The organism is Saccharopolyspora gloriosae (genome assembly GCF_014203325.1).
GTDB classification, from domain to species: Bacteria; Actinomycetota; Actinomycetes; order Mycobacteriales; family Pseudonocardiaceae; genus Saccharopolyspora_C; species Saccharopolyspora_C gloriosae.
Map to the genome: position 1 here is coordinate 6,078,043 of NZ_JACHIV010000001.1, position 18,102 is coordinate 6,096,144.

Consider the following 18,102-nt stretch of genomic DNA (forward strand, 5'->3'; position numbering starts at 1 on the left):
GCGTTGTTGGATCAGGCAAGCACAGCTTGCACCGAATCGACGATGATCTGAAGCCCCTGTTCGAGCTCTTCATCCGACACGGTCAGCGGCGGCATGATCTTGATCACTTCGCTCTGCGGGCCGGAGGTCTCCAGGATCAGCTTCCGGTCGAACGCCGCCTTCGAGATCTTGCCCGCGGTCTCCGGGTCCTCGAACCCGAGGCCGCGCGCGAGGCCGCGGCCCTTGGCCTGGGCGCCCTCGTACTTGTCGGCGATCTCGCCGATGACCTGGCCGACGCGCTCGCCCTTGGCGATGGTGCTCTTCTGCAGCGCGTCGTCGCTCCAGTAGAGCTTCAGCGCCTCGGACGCGGTCACGAACGCGGGGTTGTTGCCGCGGAAGGTGCCGTTGTGCTCACCGGGCTCCCACACGTCGTGCTCGGATTTGATCAGCGTCAGGGCCAGCGGCATGCCGTAGCCGCCGATGGACTTGGACAGGCAGACGATGTCCGGGGTGATGCCGGCCTCTTCGAAGCTGAAGAACGGGCCGGTGCGCCCGCAGCCCATCTGCACGTCGTCGACGATGAGCAGCATGCCGTGCTTGTCGCACAGCTCGCGCAGGCCGCGCAGCCACTCCGGGCGGGACGAGTTGATGCCGCCCTCGCCCTGCAGGGTCTCCACGATCACCGCGGCGGGCTCGTTCAGGCCGGAGCCGCTGTCCTCGAGCAGCCGCTCGAAGTACAGGAAGTCCGGGTACTGCCCGTCGAAGTAGTTGTCGTAGGGCATCGGCGTGGAGTGCACCAGCGGGATGCCCGCGCCGCCGCGCTTCATCGAGTTGCCCGTCACCGACAGCGACCCGAGGGTCATGCCGTGGAACGCGTTGGTGAAGCTGATGATCGACTCGCGGCCGGTGATCTTGCGGACCAGCTTGAGCGCGGACTCGACCGAGTTGGTGCCCGTCGGCCCGGGGAACTGGACCTTGTAGTCCAGCCCGCGCGGTTTGAGCAGCTTCTCGTCGATCGTCTCCAGGAACTCCCGCTTCGCGGCGGTCGCCTGGTCGAGCCCGTGCGTGACGCCGTCGCGCTCGATGTACTCGATGAGCTTGCGCTTGAGCCGCGGGTTGTTGTGGCCGTAGTTCAGCGCGCCGGCGCCGGCGAAGAAGTCCAGGTAGGGCGTGCCGTCCTCGCCGTAGAGCCAGCTGCCACCCGCCTTGTCGAACGTCGTCGGCCAGGTGCGGCTGTAACTGCGGACCTCGGATTCGAGGCTTGCGAAGATATCGTTCACGATCCTCCGTTCGCGGCGGCCGAAGCGGCCACCGGCTGCAAATCGGTCATGGTCCCCGCCGGGGAGACCTGCCGGTCGGAACTCGTTCGTCTGTGCGGCGCGGCCGGCGGATGACCCCGCCCCCGCACGTTCCCCGCGCCACCGGCTCCCACCGAGAGCCGTGCGGGACGTGCTCGCGCTAGTCCGCCGGACGTGGCGCCGCGGCGGCCTCACCTGCCACGACACCGGGGGCCGCGAACGGGCCGATCCGGTAGAGGTCCTCGCCCAGGTGCGCGTCCGGGAACAGCTCGGCGCCGAACAGCTCGCTGCGGGCGAGCTCGGTGCCGCGGTCCCTGGCCAGCGCCGAGAACAGCTTGATCGAGGCGGTGTTGTCGGCGGTGATGGTCGTCTCCAGGTAGCGGACGCCTTCCGGCACCAGCCGGTCGAGCAGGTGCCCGAGCAGCTTGCCCGCCACACCGCGGCCGCGCTGCGAGGCGTCCACGGCGACCTGCCAGACCATCAGCACGTCCGGGGCGTCCGGGCGCAGGTAGCCGGTGACGAAACCGACCACGTCGCCGTCCTCCCGCGCCACCGCGGTGGTGTGCGCGAAGTCCCGGCACCACAACAGGTACGCGTAGGACGAGTTCACATCGAGCACCTGCGAATCACGAGTGATCCGATAGAGTGCGGGACCGTCCGCGACGACCGGAATGCCGATCTCACCGGAAGCGGAAGAACCACTCCCTGCATTCCGTCCGCCATTCGGTCCGTCGCCGTTATGGCTGGGTTTGTCGCCGGTCATGCTTTGCCAACTTAACAGAACATCGGTAACGCGTCAGGTACGCGACCGTTTCCTGGCGTCACTACCAGGCGATACTCGATTTTACACGTGATGAGCACGACAGGATTGTTGCGCCGCGCATCAACGCAGTGATAACGATCTAAGACGCATAGTGATCGAATATGCGAATCACGGGCGTGACCAGCGAAAACGCCCGTCGCAGCTGCACGTCCGGGCCCGGACTCGATTGCCCGGCCACATTTTTCACGGACCGCTCCGGGAATTGCGATCTTCATCCGGCGATCGACCACCCCGGGTGCACGGGCTCTCACTTTCCGCCACCGGAACGCACACGTCCGGGGCCGCCGTGGCGGCCCCGGACGCGGGGTACTGCTGGAGAGCCTCAGGCGAATCAGACGCCGGCGGTCTCCTTGATCCAGTCGCGGTACTCGGTGACGTTCGTGTACGCCGTCGAGGTCGCGCGGTCGCTCGTGGAGGCCACGCCGACCTGGGTGCCGTTGGAGAACATCGGGCCGCCCGAGTCGCCACCGGCGGTGATGCCGTTGACGCGGTCGGCGCAGACCGCGGTGCCGCCGCGGTAGTCGGTGCAGGCGATGTCGGTGACCTTGACGTCGGCCACCTTCAGGTTCTCGGCCTGGCACTGGGCCTCGGGCTGGTCGGTGCAGGTCGCGCCCCAGCCGTAGACCTGGACGGTGTCGCCGTTGTTGACGTCACCGGTGGAGCCGAGCGGCGAGAACTCGACGTTCATCGGGGTGTCGACGTTGACCAGCGCGAGGTCGACGCTGTCGTGCACGTGCACGCCGCCGGCCTTGGCCTTGACCTCCTGGCCCTCGTGCTGGTTCAGGCTGCCGACCTTGAAGCTGATCGCGTCGCCGGCGCCTTCCACGCAGTGCTGCGCGGTGAGCACCCAGTCGGCGGAGATGGCGGTCGCGGTGCAGGCCTCCTGGCCGTCGTTGAGCAGGCGAACGGCCCAAGGAGCGTCCGTGGCCTCCTCGCCGTCGATGATCATCGGCTGCATGTCGATGGGGGCGGGCGCCGCGGGGGCGGCGGCCTGGGCGGGAACGGCGAAGGCGGCGGCGGCCAGGGCCAGGCCCGCCGCTCCGGTCAGCACTCGTGCCAGGGACACGCTGATCTCCTCTGGGTAGCAGCGGCAACGCTGTGGGGACGGTCAAGTGGTCCCATGACCTCACCCGAACGGGTAATGGGTCAACCAATTGGTCACTATTCGCCACCACATCCCAGCTTTTAGACCTGATCGAGATGCGCCGTTCGATTGACCACACCAACATTCGAATGCCCACTATGGGCCTCGGCCGCACCCCGCCGTCAAGGGTCCGGCGGCCGTACTCCACGAACCTCGGGGGCTCTCATGGAGATCACGTCGTACCCGCCCGGCACGCCCTGCTGGGTGGATCTCAACACCGCCGACCCCGGTTCGGCCTCGGAGTTCTACGCCGAGCTGTTCGGCTGGACCGTGCACGACTCCGGTCCCGAAGCGGGCGGCTACCTGATCTGCCAGCGAGGCGGCAAGCCGATCGCGGGCATCGGCCCGCAGGACGAACCCCGGCAGGGCCCCACGTTCTGGACCACCTACGTGGCCACGACCGACGCGGACGCCTCCGCCGAAGCCGTCCGGAACGCGGGCGGCCAGGTGCACCTGAACCCGATGGACGTGTTCGACGCGGGCCGGATGGCGCTGTGCTCGGACCCGACCGGCGCGGCCGTCGCGCTGTGGCAGCCGAACCAGCACCCAGGCTCGACCGTCGTCAACGAGCCCGGCACCCCCTGCTGGCACGAACTGGCCACCCGCGAACCCGACCGCGCCACCGAGTTCTACCGCGCGGTGTTCGGCTGGGACGCGGCACCGCAGGCCGTCGGCGACACCGAGTACCGGCTGCTGCGACTGGGCGGCCGAAAGATCGGCGGGATGATCCGGATCGACGAGAGCTGGCCGGCCGAAGTGCCCGCGCACTGGCTGGTGTACTTCGCCGTCCCGGACACCGACCGCGCCCTCGCCGACGTCACCCGCCTCGGCGGCGCCACCGTCGTCGACCCGGTCGACATCGAACCCGGCCGCTTCGCCGTGGTCCACGACCCGGCGGGCGGCATCTTCGGGATCATCCACCTCAACCCCGCGGGGTGAGCTCGGCCGCGATCGAGCGGTGGATCAGCCGCGCCCGAGCAGCGGATCCGGCTGCGACAGGGCGCGCAGCCAGGCGGCGGCGCGGCACTCCCACCGCTCGATCGCCCACTGCTCGGACAGGCGCCGCCCGGCGAAGCAGATCGACGGCACCCCCAGCAGGACGACCACGACCACCATCATCGAGTCCACGTTCTCTCCTCACTCCACGCACCGCGTCGGCGGTGACGAATCGACACGACGCAACCGAAGCTATTCCGCCTCCGGACGCGATTACCACGGTCGGCGGAGCACTCGCCAGGAATCCGCCAAGCCCGGCCTTTCCGCCAGGCGAAGCGCCACCCGCGGAATTCCCGCCACGCTGGCGGGAATGTGGCGAAAAGCCAGGTCGATCCCGCGCTTTCCCGCCTTCCGGCGCGGTTCATTGACGAGATCAACTCCCGCCCTTTAGTCTCCGCGCGAAACTGAGGGGAACAATGGGGAACGACGACAGAACCCGCAAGAATGCGGGAAAGGCGCTGGCGTCGCTGCACAAGGGGCTCGGGGTGCGGCGCGCGGACCTGCACGCTCGCCTGGGACCCGAGCTGCGCGGCATCTTGCGGATCACCGGGACGGACGCGGCGGGCGTGCAGGAGCAGCTGGCGCGGTGGCTGGACGCATGGCTGGCGAAATTGGCCCCCGAGCTGACCCGCATCGCCGAGGTGTCCTACAACCTCCCGCCGCACCAGGGGCTCAACGGGCTCACCTACGGCAAACGCGTCGCGGCGCTGTCGGCCGAGCTCGGCGCGGGGTTCTCCACGCGCACCATCGAGCGGCGGATGGACGAGATCATCGAGCACCTCCAAGGGTGCCTCGACCAGCAATGCCGCTCGCCGAAGGCGCCCGAGCCCGGTACGGCGCGACAACTCGAACCCGCGCCGGGCAACGCCCTGGCACCGCGGCCCGAGCCGGGGCGCGGCGGGGTCGACGATGCGCTGCGGGCGCTGCACGATCCGCGTTCGACGGTGCGCCGCGCGATCGACTGCTTCCTCGCCCACGACGTCCACGTGCCGTGCTCGCCCGCGGGCGGGCTGGCCGCGGTCCGGGCGGCGGGCCGCAGCACGTGGGTGTGCGCGTTCACCCGGGCGGACCTGCTGGAGGACTACCGGCGGGCCTCCTCGGCACCGTGGGCCACCGGGTCCCACCGGCTGCTCGGAGCCGACCTGGTGCGCACCGCGACGCGGACTTCGGATCCGATGGGAATTCTGCTGAACCCGTGCGCCGGAGAACCGATGGCGCTCACCGGGACGATGAGCATTCCACCTGTGCTCACCGCCGAGATCCGCGAAACGCTGCGGTCCGAGTAGGCCTCGTCCCCGACCTGGATGAATCAACGGATGGATTCCCGCTATTCTCCGGCCATGGCCGAGCTGGACGATTCCGCGGGGCGGCTTTTCGCCTCTCCGGAAGAACTGCACCGGAGCGCGAACACCGCGCAGCACATCATCGACGACTTCCGAGAACAGACCGTTCGCAAATTTCAGCTCAACCCGGAACAGGCGGGGAACGACGAATTGACCCGGGCGCTCCAGGCCTTCCAGGAGGACTCCTCCCGAGCCGGCACCGAACTCGCCGGCGAAGCGGCCGAACTCACCGACCGGCTGCGCGCCACCGCCGACGACTACGCGCGGATCGACGCCGACCTGGAACGAGCGCTGATCACCGCGCTCGACCGCGGCTAGCCCGGAGCGAACGCGGATGATCCAGCCACCCTCCGATGAGCCGCCGCTGCCCGGCAACGCCCCGGGCATCGTCACCGAATGCGATCGGCTGCGGACACTGGCCGACCACCTCGACCAGACCGGGCGCGCGCTGCGCGACGTGCGGGTCGAGTCGTGGTCGGGACGAGCCCGAGATCGCTTCGACGCGGCCCAGTACGAGCTGAGCAAGCGGTGGCGGCAGTCCGCCGACGCGCACTACGCCGCCGCCGACGCGCTCGGCGAGTACCAGGTGACGCTGGAGAACCTCCAGCAGCTCGCGCGGTCCGAGGCCGCCGACGCCGCGGGCGACCCGGTGCGGCAGGCCGCCGCCGCGGAGCTGATCCGCCGCTGGCGGATGCAGCAGGACGAAGCCGGGCGCCGGGCGGCGCGCGCGATCCTGCGCGCCGGTGAGGACCTGGCCACGCTGCCGCCGGTGCTGCCCGAAGCCGCTCCCCCGCCGCCGCTGCGGGCGCTTCCGCCGCCGGCACCCGCAGCGGAACCTCCGCGGGGAGCCGAGCCCGAACCCGAGCCGGAGCCCGCTCACGCGCCCGAGCCGGTGGAGGTGCCCGACGCCGCGCCACCGCTGGTGCTGGAGTCGTTGCACCCGGACACGACGGCGCACGACCTGCACGCCTACCAGCGCGAACTGCTCCGGCTCAACGAGGACGTCCTCGCGGCGTGGGCCGACCCGGGCCGCCGGTTCGCCATTCCGATCCCGTGACGTGCCGCGTTGCAGCCGTTCGGCGGGACTCGTCACGGGACGTGCTCACGAGCCGTCGCCCGGTCGGGTAGTACAGAATCGACCTTCGATCACCGATCATCAGTAGGCGAAACGACCCGTGCCCCCGGTCGCACGACCGAACCCGGTGCTCGCGCCGCAGGTGCGTTCGCCGCGGGGCGCCGCCGGGAAACCCACCGACACCGGCCCGCCCCCCGCGCCGGGCATCCCCCGACCACCTGCCGAACCGGTCGAGTCCAGCACCACCCGAGCTCAGCGCCTTCGGAGCGGAGCCGCTGAGGGGACTCGAACCCCTGACCGTCCGCTTACAAGGCGGGTGCTCTACCAACTGAGCTACAGCGGCGCGCACGGCCACGCCGTGCGCGCACATCGTAGTCGGCGCCGGGCCGCGACCGGCAGGCGGCCGGTGCCGGTGCGGCCCCTCGCCCGCGGGCGCGCGGGGCAGGTGTCAGGCTCGTGACGGACGACACCAACAGGACGTGCAACGGCTGAGGCGTGCGGGCCGATGGCCGAGGGGACGATCAACACGATCGCCGCGAGGTGGCGAGCAGGAAGGTAGGTCTGCGGTGGGAATCACGCAGCGCGCCCGAGGTGTGCTGCGGCGGCGCGAGCCGGCCGAGACGGTCGGGACGCGCAACGCCGTTTACGGGCCGGCACTGCCCGAGGAATCAACGGTCCATCTGGTGATGGACCTGGGGCTGCGCATCGGCGAGGTCCAGATGGCCAGCGGCGCGGGCGCCTCCGACGTGACCGCGACGATCATCGGTGTGGTCAGCGCGTACGGCTTGCCGCACTGCGAGGTCGACGTGATCTACACGTCGATCACCGTCTCCTGCTACCGGGGCACCGAAGAGGTGCCGATCACCTCGCTGCGCGTGGTGCGCAACCGGTCCATCGACTACACGCGGCTGTCCGACGTGGAGGACCTGGTCCGCAAGATCACCGCCGGTTCGATCTCCGCGTCCGAGGCCTACGCCGAACTGGACAAGATCACCTCCGCGCCGCACCCGTTCCCGCGCTGGGTGGCGACCCTGGCGTGGGCAGGGATGGCGGCCTCGCTGTCGGTGCTGCTCGGTGGCGGCGATCCGCGGCTGGCGCTGGTGGCCGCGGTGGCGACGGCGCTGGTCGACCGGATCGGCCGGATGCTGAACAAACGGGCGCTGCCGTTCTTCTTCCAGCAGGCGGTGGGCGGCGTCATCGCCACGAGCATCGCGCTGGCCTGCTCCGAACTCGACCTGCTGGCGAGTCCGGCGCTGGCGGTGGCGGCGAGCATCATCGTGCTGCTGTCCGGGATGACCGTCGTCGGTTCGATGCAGGACGCGATCACCGGCTACAACGTGACCGCCGCCGGGCGCATCGCGGAGCTCGCGCTGATGTCGGCGGGCCTGATCGCCGGAGTGGTGCTGGCGCTCTACACGGGCGTGGAGATCTTCGGCGCGGTCAACCAGGGCAGCGACCTCCGGGAGGTCGGTGCCGCGCAGATCGACTCGTCGCAGCCGCTGATGATCCCCATCCAGGTGCTGGCGGGCGCGTCGACCTCGGCGTGCTTCGCGCTGGCCAGCTACGCCCCGCCTCGCCCGCTGATCATCGCGGGGCTCGGCGGCGCCGTCGCGGCGGGCGTGTCCGGACTCCTCGTCAGCGACCTGGTGGGGGTGCACCCGGTGCTGGCGGGCGCGATCGCCACGACCGTCGTCGGTTTCGCCGGTGGCATCACCACCCGGCACTTCGGGATTCCGACGCTGGTGATCGCGGTGTCCGGCGTGGCTCCGCTGCTGCCCGGCCTGGCCACCTACCGCGGCCTGTACGAGATCGCGGTGGCGGGCAACCCCTCGGGCATGTCGACCCTGATGGTGGCCGCGGCGACCGGCCTGGCCCTGGGCGCGGGCGTGGTGCTCGGCGAGTACCTCGCCCAGCCCGTGCGGACCCGCCTGGGCAGGCTCGAACGCCGCATCGCGGGTCCCCGCCTGTCCGGTCCGCTGCGCCCCACCCGCCGTCGGCTGGAGTGAGCACCGCGAGCCCGTTCACCACCCGGTGAACGGGCTCGCCCGCCGGGCCCCGGCTCCGCGACGGCCCGGTGGACCTGCACCTGTCCCGGCCGAGCGCGCGGGAGTCTCCTGAGCACGAGCAGGACCAGCCGTGACACCAACGAGAAGTGAGCAAGGACTCGGGGGTCGTTGGCCCACACGAACGACGCGGGCGATGAGCAGATTGACTAGCCTCGCCTGCGGGTAGTGAGTGATCCGGGACGGACCCCCGCCAGGGGGCCCAGCCGCGGAAGAGCACCAAGCCGTCGGCGCAGCCCATCCCGCCCGAGACAGCAGAGTCTCCCGAGGAGGCAACACCGGTGACCAGCGGCAGTACCCGTGCGGATTTCGTCGTCGTGGCCAATCGGCTCCCGGTCGATCTGGAGAAGCTGCCGGACGGCACCGAACGCTGGAAGCACAGCCCCGGGGGCCTGGTGACGGCGCTGGAGCCGTTCCTGCGCGCCCGGCACGGCGCGTGGGTCGGCTGGCCCGGAGTCGCCGACGTCGACGTGGAACCGTTCACCGACGAGGACATGCGGCTGCACCCGGTGCGGCTTTCGGCGGACGAATTCCAGGACTACTACGAAGGATTCTCGAACGCGACGCTGTGGCCGCTGTACCACGACGTGGTGGTGCCGCCGGTGTTCGACCGGTCGTGGTGGGAGGCGTTCCGCCGGGTGAACCGGCGCTTCGCGGAAGCCGCGGCGGAGGTCAGCGCCGAGGGCGCGACGGTGTGGGTGCAGGACTACCAGCTGCAACTGGTGCCCGCGATGCTGCGCGAACTGCGCCCCGACCTGCGCATCGGCTTCTTCCTGCACATCCCGTTCCCGCCGGTGGAGCTGTTCATGCAGCTGCCGTGGCGCACGGAGATCGTGCGCGGGCTGCTCGGCGCGGACCTCGTCGGATTCCACCGTCCGGGTGGTGCGCAGAACTTCCTGTGGCTGGCGCGGCGGCTCGCGGGGTTCGAGCCGAGCCGCGGCCAGGTCGGGGTGCGGTCCCGGCCCGGCGTGGTGCAGGTCGGGGATCGCGCGGTGCGCGTCGGGGCGTTCCCCATCTCCATCGCCTCCTCGGAGCTGGACCAGATGGCGCGCAGCAAGGAGATCCAGCAGCGCGCCAAGGAGATCCGCGCTGAACTGGGCAATCCGCGCCGGATCATGCTCGGCGTGGACCGGCTCGACTACACCAAGGGCATCGACGTGCGGCTGCACGCGATGCACGAGCTGCTCGCCGACGGGCAGATCCGGGCCGAGGACGTGGCGATGATCCAGATCGCGACGCCCAGCCGGGAACGCGTCGAGCACTACAAGCAGATGCGCGAAGGCATCGAACGCGAAGTCGGCCGGATCAACGGAGAATTCGGCCGCGTGGGTCACCCAGCAGTGCACTACTTGCACACTTCGGTGGACAAGAAGGACTTGGTGGCGTTCTACTGCGCCGCCGACGTCATGGTCGTGACGCCGGTGCGCGACGGGATGAACCTGGTGTGCAAGGAATACGTGGCCTGTCGCCACGATCTGGGCGGCACCCTCGTGCTCAGCGAGTTCGCCGGGGCCGCCGCGGAACTCACCAGCGCGTTCCTCGTCAACCCGCACAACCTGGACGGGGTCAAGGACGCCTTGCTCTCCGCCCTCGACATCGACCAGGCCGAAGGCCGCCGTAGGATGCGAGCATTGCGTAGGCAGGTGCTCACGCACGACGTCGATCGCTGGGCGCGATCGTTTCTGGAAGCACTGGGGACACCCCCGACTGACTAGCGCGAACATCGCGTGATTCCCGATTTTCCGGGAACCGCACACAATGATCGATCACCGGCGACGAGCAGTGAACCCGACTCGCACGCTCGACACCGAATCGGTCATGTAGACCCATCCGACCGCCCCAGAGGAGTATGGCGTTGACCGCCGAAGCTCTCCCCGCCGAGCTGCGCCGCACCATCGTCCAGCTCGCGCGCACCCCTCGACTGCTGGTCGCCTGCGACTACGACGGCACTCTCGCCCCGATCGTGGCCGACCCGAACGCGGCGAAGCCGTTGCCCGAATCGGTGCACGCCTTGCGTTCGCTGGCGTCCCTGCCCGCCACGACCACCGCGGTGATCTCGGGCCGGGCACTGCGCGACCTCGCCACCCTGTCCCGGCTGCCGTCCGAGGTCCACCTCGTCGGAAGCCACGGCTCCGAGTTCGACGTGGGCTTCGTGCACGAGCTCGAACCGCAGGCCACCGAACTGCGGACCGCGCTGCAGCGCGGCCTGCAGGACATCGTCGCCGGCAACGACGGGGTGTCGCTGGAGGCCAAGCCGGCCAGCGTCGCGGTGCACGTGCGCCGGGCCGACGCCGCCGTCGCCGAACGAGTGCTGGACGAGGTCCGCTCCGGGCCCGCAACCTGGGACGGCGTGCAGGTCACCGAGGGCAAAGCGGTGATCGAGCTGGCCGTCGTGCAGACCGACAAGGGCAACGCCCTCGACGCGCTGCGCCACCAGGTCGGCGCCACCGCCGCGATCTTCCTCGGCGACGACGTCACCGACGAGAAGGCCTTCGCGCGGCTGCACGGCCCGGACCTCGGCCTCAAGGTCGGCGAGGGCGACACGCTCGCGCAGTTCCGCGTCGCCGACACCACGCAGGTCGCGACGGCGCTGGCGTTCCTCATGGAAGAGCGCCGCACCTGGCTCTACGGCGAGCAGGCTCCGCCGATCGAGCGGCTGACGATGCTGTCCAACGAGCGCACCGTCGCCCTGCTCACCCCCGACGCGCGGCTGACCTGGATGTGCCACCCCGGTCCGGACTCGGCGGCCGTGTTCGCCGACCTGCTCGGCGGCCCCGGTGCCGGGCACTTCTCGATCCGCCCGCACGGCGGCAACGGCGCCCCGCGCAGTCCGCTGCCGCTGGGCCAGCGCTACGTGCCGGGCACCATGACCGTCGAGACCCGCTGGTCGCGACTGCTGGTCACCGACTACCTGGAGCACGGGGTGGACGGGCACCGCACCGACCTCATCCGGGTGATCACCGGCGAGACCACGGCGAGCATCGAGTTCGCCCCGCGCCCCGAGTTCGGCCAGGTGCCGGTGCGGCTCGTGCCGGAGTCCGGCGGACTGCGGGTGATGGGCACCTCGGAGCCGATGGTGCTGCGCTCCCCCGCGATCCAGTGGGAGATCACCTCCGACGGCATGCACGAATCCGCGCGCGCCGTGGTGGAGGCCTCGGACGACGCCCCGATCGTGCTGGAGCTGCGCTGCGGCACGGAGGACCTGGACCCGTCGGAGCAGACCGAGTCCGAGCGCCGCGACGCCGCCGACGTGTACTGGTCGGACTGGCTGGAGACGCTGACGCTGCCCGCGCTGGAGCGCGACCTGGTGGGCCGCTCCGCGCTGACGCTGCGCGGGCTGTGCAACACCGACACCGGCGGCATCATGGCCGCCGCGACGACCTCGCTGCCCGAGGAGATCGGCGGCGTCCGCAACTGGGACTACCGCTACTGCTGGCTGCGCGACGGCTCGATGACCGCGCAGGCCCTGGTCACGTTGGGCTCCACCGACGAGGCCGAAGGCTTCCTGAACTGGCTGCACGGCGTGCTGGAGACGCTGCCCGGACCGGAGCGGCTGCACCCGCTCTACTCCTTGCAGGGGACCAGCCTCGGGCCGGAAGCCGTGATCGACAGCCTGCCCGGCTACGCCGGTTCGCGTCCGGTGCGCGTCGGCAACCTCGCCGACCAGCAGGTCCAGCTCGACGTGTTCGGTCCGGTCGTGGAGCTCGTCTCGCACCTGGCCGCGGCGCGCGGCGCGCTGCGGGACCGCGACTGGGAGCTCGTGAAGGCGATGGCCGGGGCGGTGTCGCACCGCTGGTTCGAACCGGACCACGGCATCTGGGAGGAGCGCGACCAGCCCCGCCACCACGTCTACTCGAAGGTGATGTGCTGGGTCACGCTGGACCGCGCGGTCAAGCTCGCGGAGCAGTACGGCCGGGAGCCGGAGTCCGGTTGGAACGCGCTGCGGGACGAGATCTCGCAGGACGTCATCAAGAACGGCTGGCAGCCGGACGTGCAGGCGTTCACCACCGCCTACGAGGGTTCCGACCTGGACGCGGCCTCGCTGCACGTGGGCCTGTCCGGGCTGATCGACCCGTCCGACGACCGGTTCCGCGCCACGGTGACGGCGATCGAGTCGGAGCTGCGCAGCGGCTCCACCGTCTACCGGTACCGCCGGGACGACGGGCTGCCCGGCGACGAGGGCGGCTTCCACCTGTGCGCGGCGTGGCTGATCGAGGCGTACCTGCTGATCGGCCGCCGCACCGAGGCGGAGGAGCTGTTCCAGCAGATCGTCGACACGGCGGGCCCGACCGGTCTGCTCGCCGAGGAGTACGACCCGATCGCGGAGCGCTCGCTGGGCAACCACCCGCAGGCGTACTCCCACCTGGGCCTGATCCGCTGCGCCCAGCTGCTGTCCCAGTGACGCGCTGAGCCGCGTTGTGCACGCGAACGGGCCGTTCACCCCACCCGGGTGAACGGCCCGTTTCGCTGCGCACCCCGCCGATTTCGCGCGAAATCGAACGCCCCCCCACTCCCCTGAGCGCCACCACCTCCGCAGCTCGGAGCGGCTTTTCGGCGGTTCGCGGCGTGGGGGTCCGCTCAAACTTCTCGCGAAATCGCGGGAGTTGTCCACAGCGGGGCGATTCGTCCACAGCACCCTCGCGGGGCGGGCGTGGCCTCGGTGGAGCCGGTCGATCGCGCTGCGTGGCGGGGTCCGAACTCCGGGCGGATTTCCGATCACGATTTGCGGCGAAACCGCCGTTCGGGTCGAACGCGGCGGTTACGCTCCGGCGCAAGTCAAGGCACCTGTGCGGGAAGCCGCACGGACATCTGGGGGATTCACGTGACCGGACTGACGATCGCGATCGTGCTCGTCGGCGTCGTCGTCGCGGTGGCGAGCTGCGTGATGCTGTACCGACGCATGCGCGCCGCGCCGAACGAGACCGCGCGCCCGACCGACCCGTTCCACACCGGCGACCAGGATTCGCTGCGCGGCGACCCGCGCGCCCTGAAAGCGGGCGACATCGTGGAGATCCGCGGCCTGAGCTACACCGTCCGCGGCACCCTGCGGCTCTCCGAAGGCGGTTGGGGCTGGGCGGAGCACCTGCTCGACGACGCCAAGGGCACCCAGGTGTGGCTCGCGATCGAGGAGGACCCGGACCTGGAGCTCACGCTGTGGACCCCGGTCGACGACGCCGGTGAGCCCGGCGCGAAGCACCTCGAGTTCGGCGGTCGCAGCTACGAGCGGGAGGAGTCCGGCTCGGCGACGTTCCGCAGCGAGGCCACCACCGGCCTCGCCGAGCAGGGCTCCGTCCGCTACCAGGACTACGAGGCGAGCGACGGCGCTCTGCTGGGCTTCGAGTCCTACGGCGACTCGGACTGGGAGGCCGCCACCGGCGAGGAGCTCAGCCGGTACGACGTGCGCATCTACCCCACCGCGATCTGACGGGGGTGGCTCGATGAAACGCGGCTTCTGGTTCGTCCTGGCGGGCATCGTCGTCGTCATCGCGTTGGCCGTCGCGCTGATCGCGACCCTCGGCGGCGGCTCCGGCCCGCGCGGGTACGTGGCGGGCCACTACCACCGCGCCTCGTCGCTGGACATCCGCGGCGACAGCGACAACAAGGCCTACACCAGCCCCAAACCGGTGCCCGTGGTGGCCCGGGAGATCACGTCGCGCTGGCGACCCCAGTCGCAGCAGACCGACGCCAGCGGCGTCTACCTGCGCTACTCCGACGACGCGGTGATCATCCAGCCGCGCGCGGCGGGCTCGGTGATCCACGTGATGGACGTCGACCGCGCCTACCGGCACTACCACTCGCACGTCGGCCACGCCTGGGGCGGATTCGGCATGCGCGGCGAGACCTTCCGCGGCGGCGGTCCCGGAACCGGGAAATGACCGCCGCGCACGACTGACCACCCGCCTCCGGGCACGCGCCTCGAACCGGCCCCGGCCGAAGGCGCTCCCCACACCGGGTCTGCCACCGACCCACCCGACGAGAAGGGCGAAACGACCTTGCTCCAGGAACTGCTCTCCGGACTGCTCGCGGCCGTCGCTTACGGCGTCATCGGCACGCTGATGATGGCGCTCGGCTACCTGCTGGTGGACCTCGCCACGCCCGGCAGGCTGCGCGACCTGATCTGGGTGCGGCGCAACCCGAACGCCGCGTTGCTGCTGGTGTCCGGCCTGATCGGGGTGGGGATCATCCTCACCACCGCCATCGCCGCGAGCGCCGACGACCTCGTCGCCGGCCTGGTCGGCACCGTCGTCTACGGCCTGCTCGGGCTGGTGCTGATGAGCCTGTCGTTCCTGCTCATCGATGCCCTCACCCCCGGCAAGCTGGGCGACGAGCTGTCCTCGGAGACCCTGCACCCCGGCACCTGGGTCTCGGCCGCCGCGCACGTGGTCATCGCGGTGATCATGGCCGCCGCCATCTGGTGACGCCGGCGAAGGCCGGGCGCGAGCGGTCCGCTCCCGCCCGGCACGCCCCGCACCTCGACTCCGGCAAGGAAGCTGGTCGCCATGTCCACCAGCGCTGACACCCCTCCCCGCACCGAGGACGACGGCACCACCGAGCCGCCGGCGCGGCCCCGCAGCCGGGCGGCCCGCACCGCGGTGCTGGTGGCCGTGTTCCTGTGCGCGGCCTGCGGCCTGGTGTACGAGCTGGCACTGGTCGCGCTCGGCAGCTACCTCATCGGCGACACCGTCGGGCAGGCCTCGATCGTGCTGTCGCTGATGGTGTTCGCGATGGGCGTGGGCGCGCTCGCCGCGAAACCGCTGCAGCGCTGGGCCGCCGCCGCGTTCGCCGCCGTGGAAGTGCTGCTCGCGCTGCTCGGCGGCCTCAGCGTGCTGGTGCTCTACGCCGCCTTCGCGTGGCTGAGCCTCTACACGCCGGTTCTGATCGTCACCGCCCTCGTGCTGGGCGCCCTGATCGGCGCGGAGATCCCGCTGCTGATGGTGCTGCTGCAGCGCATCCGCAAGCAGGACGCGGGATCGGCGGTGGCCGACCTGTTCGCGGCGGACTACGTGGGCGGCCTGCTCGGCGGCCTCGCGTTCCCGTTCGTGCTGCTGCCGCTGTTCGGGCAGCTGCAGGGCGCGCTGCTGGTGGGGATGGTGAACGCGGCGGCGGGGCTGGGCCTGGTGCTCACCGTGTTCCGCCGGGAGCTCTCGAAGCGCGCGACGCTGCTGCTGGTCTCCGCGTCGGCGCTGGTGGGGCTCGTGCTCGGCGGCGCTTATCTGCTCGCGGACGACTTCGAGGTGACCGCGCGGCAAGCGCTGTACAAGGACCCGGTGGTGCAGTCGCTGCGCACGCCGTACCAGGAGATCGTGCTGACCGAGTCGTCACCGTTGGAGGGCGACCCGGACACCCGGCTCTACCTCAACGGCGATCTGCAGTTCAGCTCGGTGGACGAGTACCGGTACCACGAGGCGCTGGTGCACCCGGTGCTCGACGGGCCGCGCTCGCACGTGCTCATCCTCGGCGGCGGTGACGGCCTGGCGCTGCGGGAGGTGCTGCGCTACCCGGACGTGCGGGACGTGACGCTGGTGGAGCTGGACCCGGCGGTGCCGCGGCTGTCCCGGACGGATCCGCGGGTGTCGGAGCTCAACCGCGGCGCGTTCGAGGACCCGCGGGTGCACCTGGTCTCGGCGGACGCGTTCAGCTGGCTGCGCGACAACCGCACCCGGTTCGACGCGGTCGTCGTGGACATGCCGGACCCGGATTCGACGGCGACGGCGAAGCTGTACTCGACGGAGTTCTACGGCCTGGTGCGCCACGCGATGGCCGAGCACGCGCGGGTGACCGTGCAGGCCGGCTCCCCGTACTTCGCGCCGAAGGCGTTCTGGGCGATCGAGGCGACGATGCGCACGGCCGGGCTGAGCACCGTGCCGTACCAGGTGTCGGTGCCGAGCTTCGGCGAGTGGGGCTTCCACCTCGCCGCCGCGGGTCCCCCGCCGCCGCTGCGGCTGCCCGCCGACGCGCCGCCGCTGCGCTCGCTGGACGACCGCACGCTGGCCGCGGCCACCGCCTTCCCGCCGGACCGCGATCGGCTGCCCGGCCTGGAGCCGTCGACCCTGATGCACCCGACGATCCTGCGGTACGTCCAGGGCGAGTGGCGCAACTACTGACCGGAGCTCGCTCGGCGGCGGCCGAGCAGCCGCGCTCGGCTCACGGGCCGAACCAGCGTTCTTCCGCCGAGCGCGGCGGAGCGGCGGTGCTGCCGGTGACGAGCTGCGTTTCCAGCACGACGTCGCGCGGCCTGCCGGGCTCGCTGGTGTCCAGCAGCAGGCGGCCCGCCGCGCGGCCCTTCTCCAGCACCGGCTGGCGCACGGTCGTCAGGCCCACCCGGTCCGCGTCGTCGATGCCGTCGAAGCCGGTGACCGTGAGGTCGTCCGGCACCCGCAGCCCGCGGCGGCGGGCCTCGTCGAGGGCGCCCAGCGCGAGGATGTCCGAGGTGCAGATGATCGCGGTGATCTCCGGGTCGATCTCCAGCAGCTGAGCCGCGGCGGACGCGCCGGATTCCGTGGTGTGGTCGAACCGCTCCACCACCGGCACCTGCGACCAGTCGACGCCGGCTTCGCTGAACGCCGCGGCGAGCGCGGTCAGCCGGGAGCGCTGCACGTGGAAGCTCGCGTTCGCCTGCCGGTGCACGGAGGCGATGCCGTCGTTGCGCCCGCGCGCCAACCGCATGCAGGACACCCCGATCCGGCGGTGCCCGAGCCCGATCAGGTGGTCGGCGAGCACCTTCACCGCGCCCTCGTCGTCCGGGCCGACCCAGTCGAGCTGGTCGATGCGCGGCTGGTCGCAGACCACGACCGGCACGGGGCGTTCCAGCACGGCGGCCAGGTGCGGGTCGTCGTCGGGCACCGAGTACACGACGAACCCGTCGACACCGGCGCGGTGCACCGAGGCGACGTCTTCGCGCTCCGGGCTCGCCGGGATGAGCAGCAGCCCGTGCCCGGCGTCTTCGCAGGCCAGCGCGAGGCCTTCGAGGAAGCGTATGGCGCCGGGGTCGCGGAAGGCGTAGGAGAGGTTCTCGGTGAGCAGCAGCCCGACCGCCCCGGCCTTCCGGGTGCGCAGCGAGCGCGCCACCGGGTCGGGGCCCGGGTATCCGAGCCTGCGTGCGGTGTCGAGCACCCGCTTGCGCAGCTCCGGCGAGAGCTGATCAGGGCGGTTGTACGCGTTCGACACCGTGGTCCTGGAGACCCCGAGCTCCGCCGCGAGCGAAGCCAGCGTCGCAGGCCGTCGGGCATTCGTTGACCGAGCCATGGAGGAACCGTAACGGTTCAGTACCCGGGGGTGAAGCCGCCGGAGATGCAGATCCCATTGCCGATCGGCAACGATCACCCTCCGCGCTCGAATGATCACGCACCGAACCGGTTCTCGAAAACCAGTGACCTTAAC

16 protein-coding genes and 1 tRNA gene are annotated in these 18,102 nt (G+C 71.0%); 11 read left to right on the top strand and 6 right to left on the bottom strand.

All coding sequences use genetic code 11. The features are described from left to right. Nucleotides 1-11 precede the first annotated feature (11 nt). The 3 genes from ectB to BJ969_RS26370 all read right to left on the bottom strand — a co-directional run bounded on the left by ectB (nt 12) and on the right by BJ969_RS26370 (nt 3,166). Nucleotides 12-1,259: a diaminobutyrate--2-oxoglutarate transaminase gene (ectB, locus tag BJ969_RS26360; protein ID WP_184483422.1), complete on the bottom strand. Its 1,248-nt coding sequence runs from the start codon at nt 1,257-1,259 to the stop codon at nt 12-14. A gap of 178 nt (nt 1,260-1,437) precedes the next feature. Further along, nucleotides 1,438-2,040, bottom strand: coding sequence for a diaminobutyrate acetyltransferase (ectA, locus tag BJ969_RS26365; protein ID WP_184483424.1), 603 nt, complete (start codon nt 2,038-2,040; stop codon nt 1,438-1,440). A 391-nt stretch (nt 2,041-2,431) separates the two neighbouring features. Then, nucleotides 2,432-3,166: a trypsin-like serine protease gene (locus BJ969_RS26370; protein ID WP_184483432.1), complete on the bottom strand. Its 735-nt coding sequence runs from the start codon at nt 3,164-3,166 to the stop codon at nt 2,432-2,434. Nucleotides 3,167-3,409: 243 nt separating this feature from the next. On the opposite strand from BJ969_RS26370, the gene BJ969_RS26375 reads away from it, so the two are divergent. Beyond that, the gene (locus tag BJ969_RS26375) at nt 3,410-4,183 is read left to right on the top strand and encodes a VOC family protein (RefSeq protein ID WP_184483434.1); all 774 of its coding nucleotides are present in this window, start codon (nt 3,410-3,412) and stop codon (nt 4,181-4,183) included. A gap of 24 nt (nt 4,184-4,207) precedes the next feature. Here the strand turns inward: BJ969_RS26375 and BJ969_RS26380 are convergent, their stop codons facing one another. Further along, entirely contained in the window at nt 4,208-4,372 is a 165-nt protein-coding gene (locus BJ969_RS26380) for a hypothetical protein (protein WP_184483436.1), read from the bottom strand. Nucleotides 4,373-4,656: 284 nt separating this feature from the next. On the opposite strand from BJ969_RS26380, the gene BJ969_RS26385 reads away from it, so the two are divergent. Genes BJ969_RS26385 through BJ969_RS26395 form a run of 3 tightly spaced genes read left to right on the top strand, consistent with a single transcriptional unit; the run spans nt 4,657 to nt 6,640 of the window. Beyond that, nucleotides 4,657-5,526, top strand: a complete 870-nt coding sequence (locus BJ969_RS26385) for an SseB family protein (protein WP_184483438.1) — start codon at nt 4,657-4,659, stop codon at nt 5,524-5,526. A gap of 54 nt (nt 5,527-5,580) precedes the next feature. Next, the gene (locus tag BJ969_RS26390; protein WP_184483439.1) at nt 5,581-5,901 is read left to right on the top strand and encodes a type VII secretion target; all 321 of its coding nucleotides are present in this window, start codon (nt 5,581-5,583) and stop codon (nt 5,899-5,901) included. Nucleotides 5,902-5,917: 16 nt separating this feature from the next. Then, nucleotides 5,918-6,640 carry a putative T7SS-secreted protein gene (locus tag BJ969_RS26395; RefSeq protein WP_184483441.1) on the top strand — a complete coding sequence of 241 codons (723 nt, stop codon included), beginning with the start codon at nt 5,918-5,920 and terminating at the stop codon, nt 6,638-6,640. A 288-nt stretch (nt 6,641-6,928) separates the two neighbouring features. On the opposite strand, the gene BJ969_RS26400 is transcribed toward BJ969_RS26395, so the two are convergent. Then, a tRNA-Thr gene (locus BJ969_RS26400) sits at nt 6,929-7,001 on the bottom strand. A gap of 223 nt (nt 7,002-7,224) precedes the next feature. On the opposite strand from BJ969_RS26400, the gene BJ969_RS26405 reads away from it, so the two are divergent. The 7 genes from BJ969_RS26405 (at nt 7,225) to BJ969_RS26435 (ending at nt 16,826) form a co-directional block, all read left to right on the top strand. Next, nucleotides 7,225-8,664 carry a threonine/serine exporter family protein gene (locus BJ969_RS26405; protein WP_184483443.1) on the top strand — a complete coding sequence of 480 codons (1,440 nt, stop codon included), beginning with the start codon at nt 7,225-7,227 and terminating at the stop codon, nt 8,662-8,664. A gap of 338 nt (nt 8,665-9,002) precedes the next feature. Continuing rightward, entirely contained in the window at nt 9,003-10,436 is a 1,434-nt protein-coding gene (locus BJ969_RS26410) for a trehalose-6-phosphate synthase (protein ID WP_184483445.1), read from the top strand. Between the two features lie 134 nt (nt 10,437-10,570). Further along, complete coding sequence (gene otsB, locus BJ969_RS26415; protein WP_184483448.1) at nt 10,571-13,123, top strand: trehalose-phosphatase; 2,553 nt, start codon at nt 10,571-10,573, stop codon at nt 13,121-13,123. Between the two features lie 420 nt (nt 13,124-13,543). Next, on the top strand, nt 13,544-14,146 hold the full coding sequence (locus tag BJ969_RS26420) for a DUF4178 domain-containing protein (RefSeq protein WP_343071602.1): 603 nt from the start codon (nt 13,544-13,546) through the stop codon (nt 14,144-14,146). Nucleotides 14,147-14,159: 13 nt separating this feature from the next. Beyond that, nucleotides 14,160-14,597, top strand: coding sequence for a DUF4247 domain-containing protein (locus BJ969_RS26425; protein WP_184483450.1), 438 nt, complete (start codon nt 14,160-14,162; stop codon nt 14,595-14,597). A gap of 117 nt (nt 14,598-14,714) precedes the next feature. Next, nucleotides 14,715-15,140: a DUF350 domain-containing protein gene (locus tag BJ969_RS26430; RefSeq protein WP_184483452.1), complete on the top strand. Its 426-nt coding sequence runs from the start codon at nt 14,715-14,717 to the stop codon at nt 15,138-15,140. Nucleotides 15,141-15,221: 81 nt separating this feature from the next. Then, entirely contained in the window at nt 15,222-16,826 is a 1,605-nt protein-coding gene (locus BJ969_RS26435; RefSeq protein WP_184483454.1) for a polyamine aminopropyltransferase, read from the top strand. Between the two features lie 40 nt (nt 16,827-16,866). On the opposite strand, the gene BJ969_RS26440 is transcribed toward BJ969_RS26435, so the two are convergent. Then, nucleotides 16,867-17,967, bottom strand: a complete 1,101-nt coding sequence (locus BJ969_RS26440; RefSeq protein WP_184483455.1) for a LacI family DNA-binding transcriptional regulator — start codon at nt 17,965-17,967, stop codon at nt 16,867-16,869. Between the last annotated feature and the right edge of the window lie 135 nt (nt 17,968-18,102).

Excerpts from the sequence above, each read along its gene's own strand:
- BJ969_RS26385 (WP_184483438.1), top strand. The coding sequence starts at position 4,657 with ATGGGGAACGACGACAGAACCCGCAAGAATGCGGGAAAGGCGCTGGCG.
- otsB (WP_184483448.1), top strand. The coding sequence starts at position 10,571 with ATGGCGTTGACCGCCGAAGCTCTCCCCGCCGAGCTGCGCCGCACCATC.
- ectA (WP_184483424.1), bottom strand. The coding sequence starts at position 2,040 with ATGACCGGCGACAAACCCAGCCATAACGGCGACGGACCGAATGGCGGA.
- BJ969_RS26440 (WP_184483455.1), bottom strand. The coding sequence starts at position 17,967 with ATGGCTCGGTCAACGAATGCCCGACGGCCTGCGACGCTGGCTTCGCTC.
- BJ969_RS26390 (WP_184483439.1), top strand. The coding sequence starts at position 5,581 with ATGGCCGAGCTGGACGATTCCGCGGGGCGGCTTTTCGCCTCTCCGGAA.
- BJ969_RS26425 (WP_184483450.1), top strand. The coding sequence starts at position 14,160 with ATGAAACGCGGCTTCTGGTTCGTCCTGGCGGGCATCGTCGTCGTCATC.
- BJ969_RS26435 (WP_184483454.1), top strand. The coding sequence starts at position 15,222 with ATGTCCACCAGCGCTGACACCCCTCCCCGCACCGAGGACGACGGCACC.
- BJ969_RS26375 (WP_184483434.1), top strand. The coding sequence starts at position 3,410 with ATGGAGATCACGTCGTACCCGCCCGGCACGCCCTGCTGGGTGGATCTC.
- BJ969_RS26395 (WP_184483441.1), top strand. The coding sequence starts at position 5,918 with ATGATCCAGCCACCCTCCGATGAGCCGCCGCTGCCCGGCAACGCCCCG.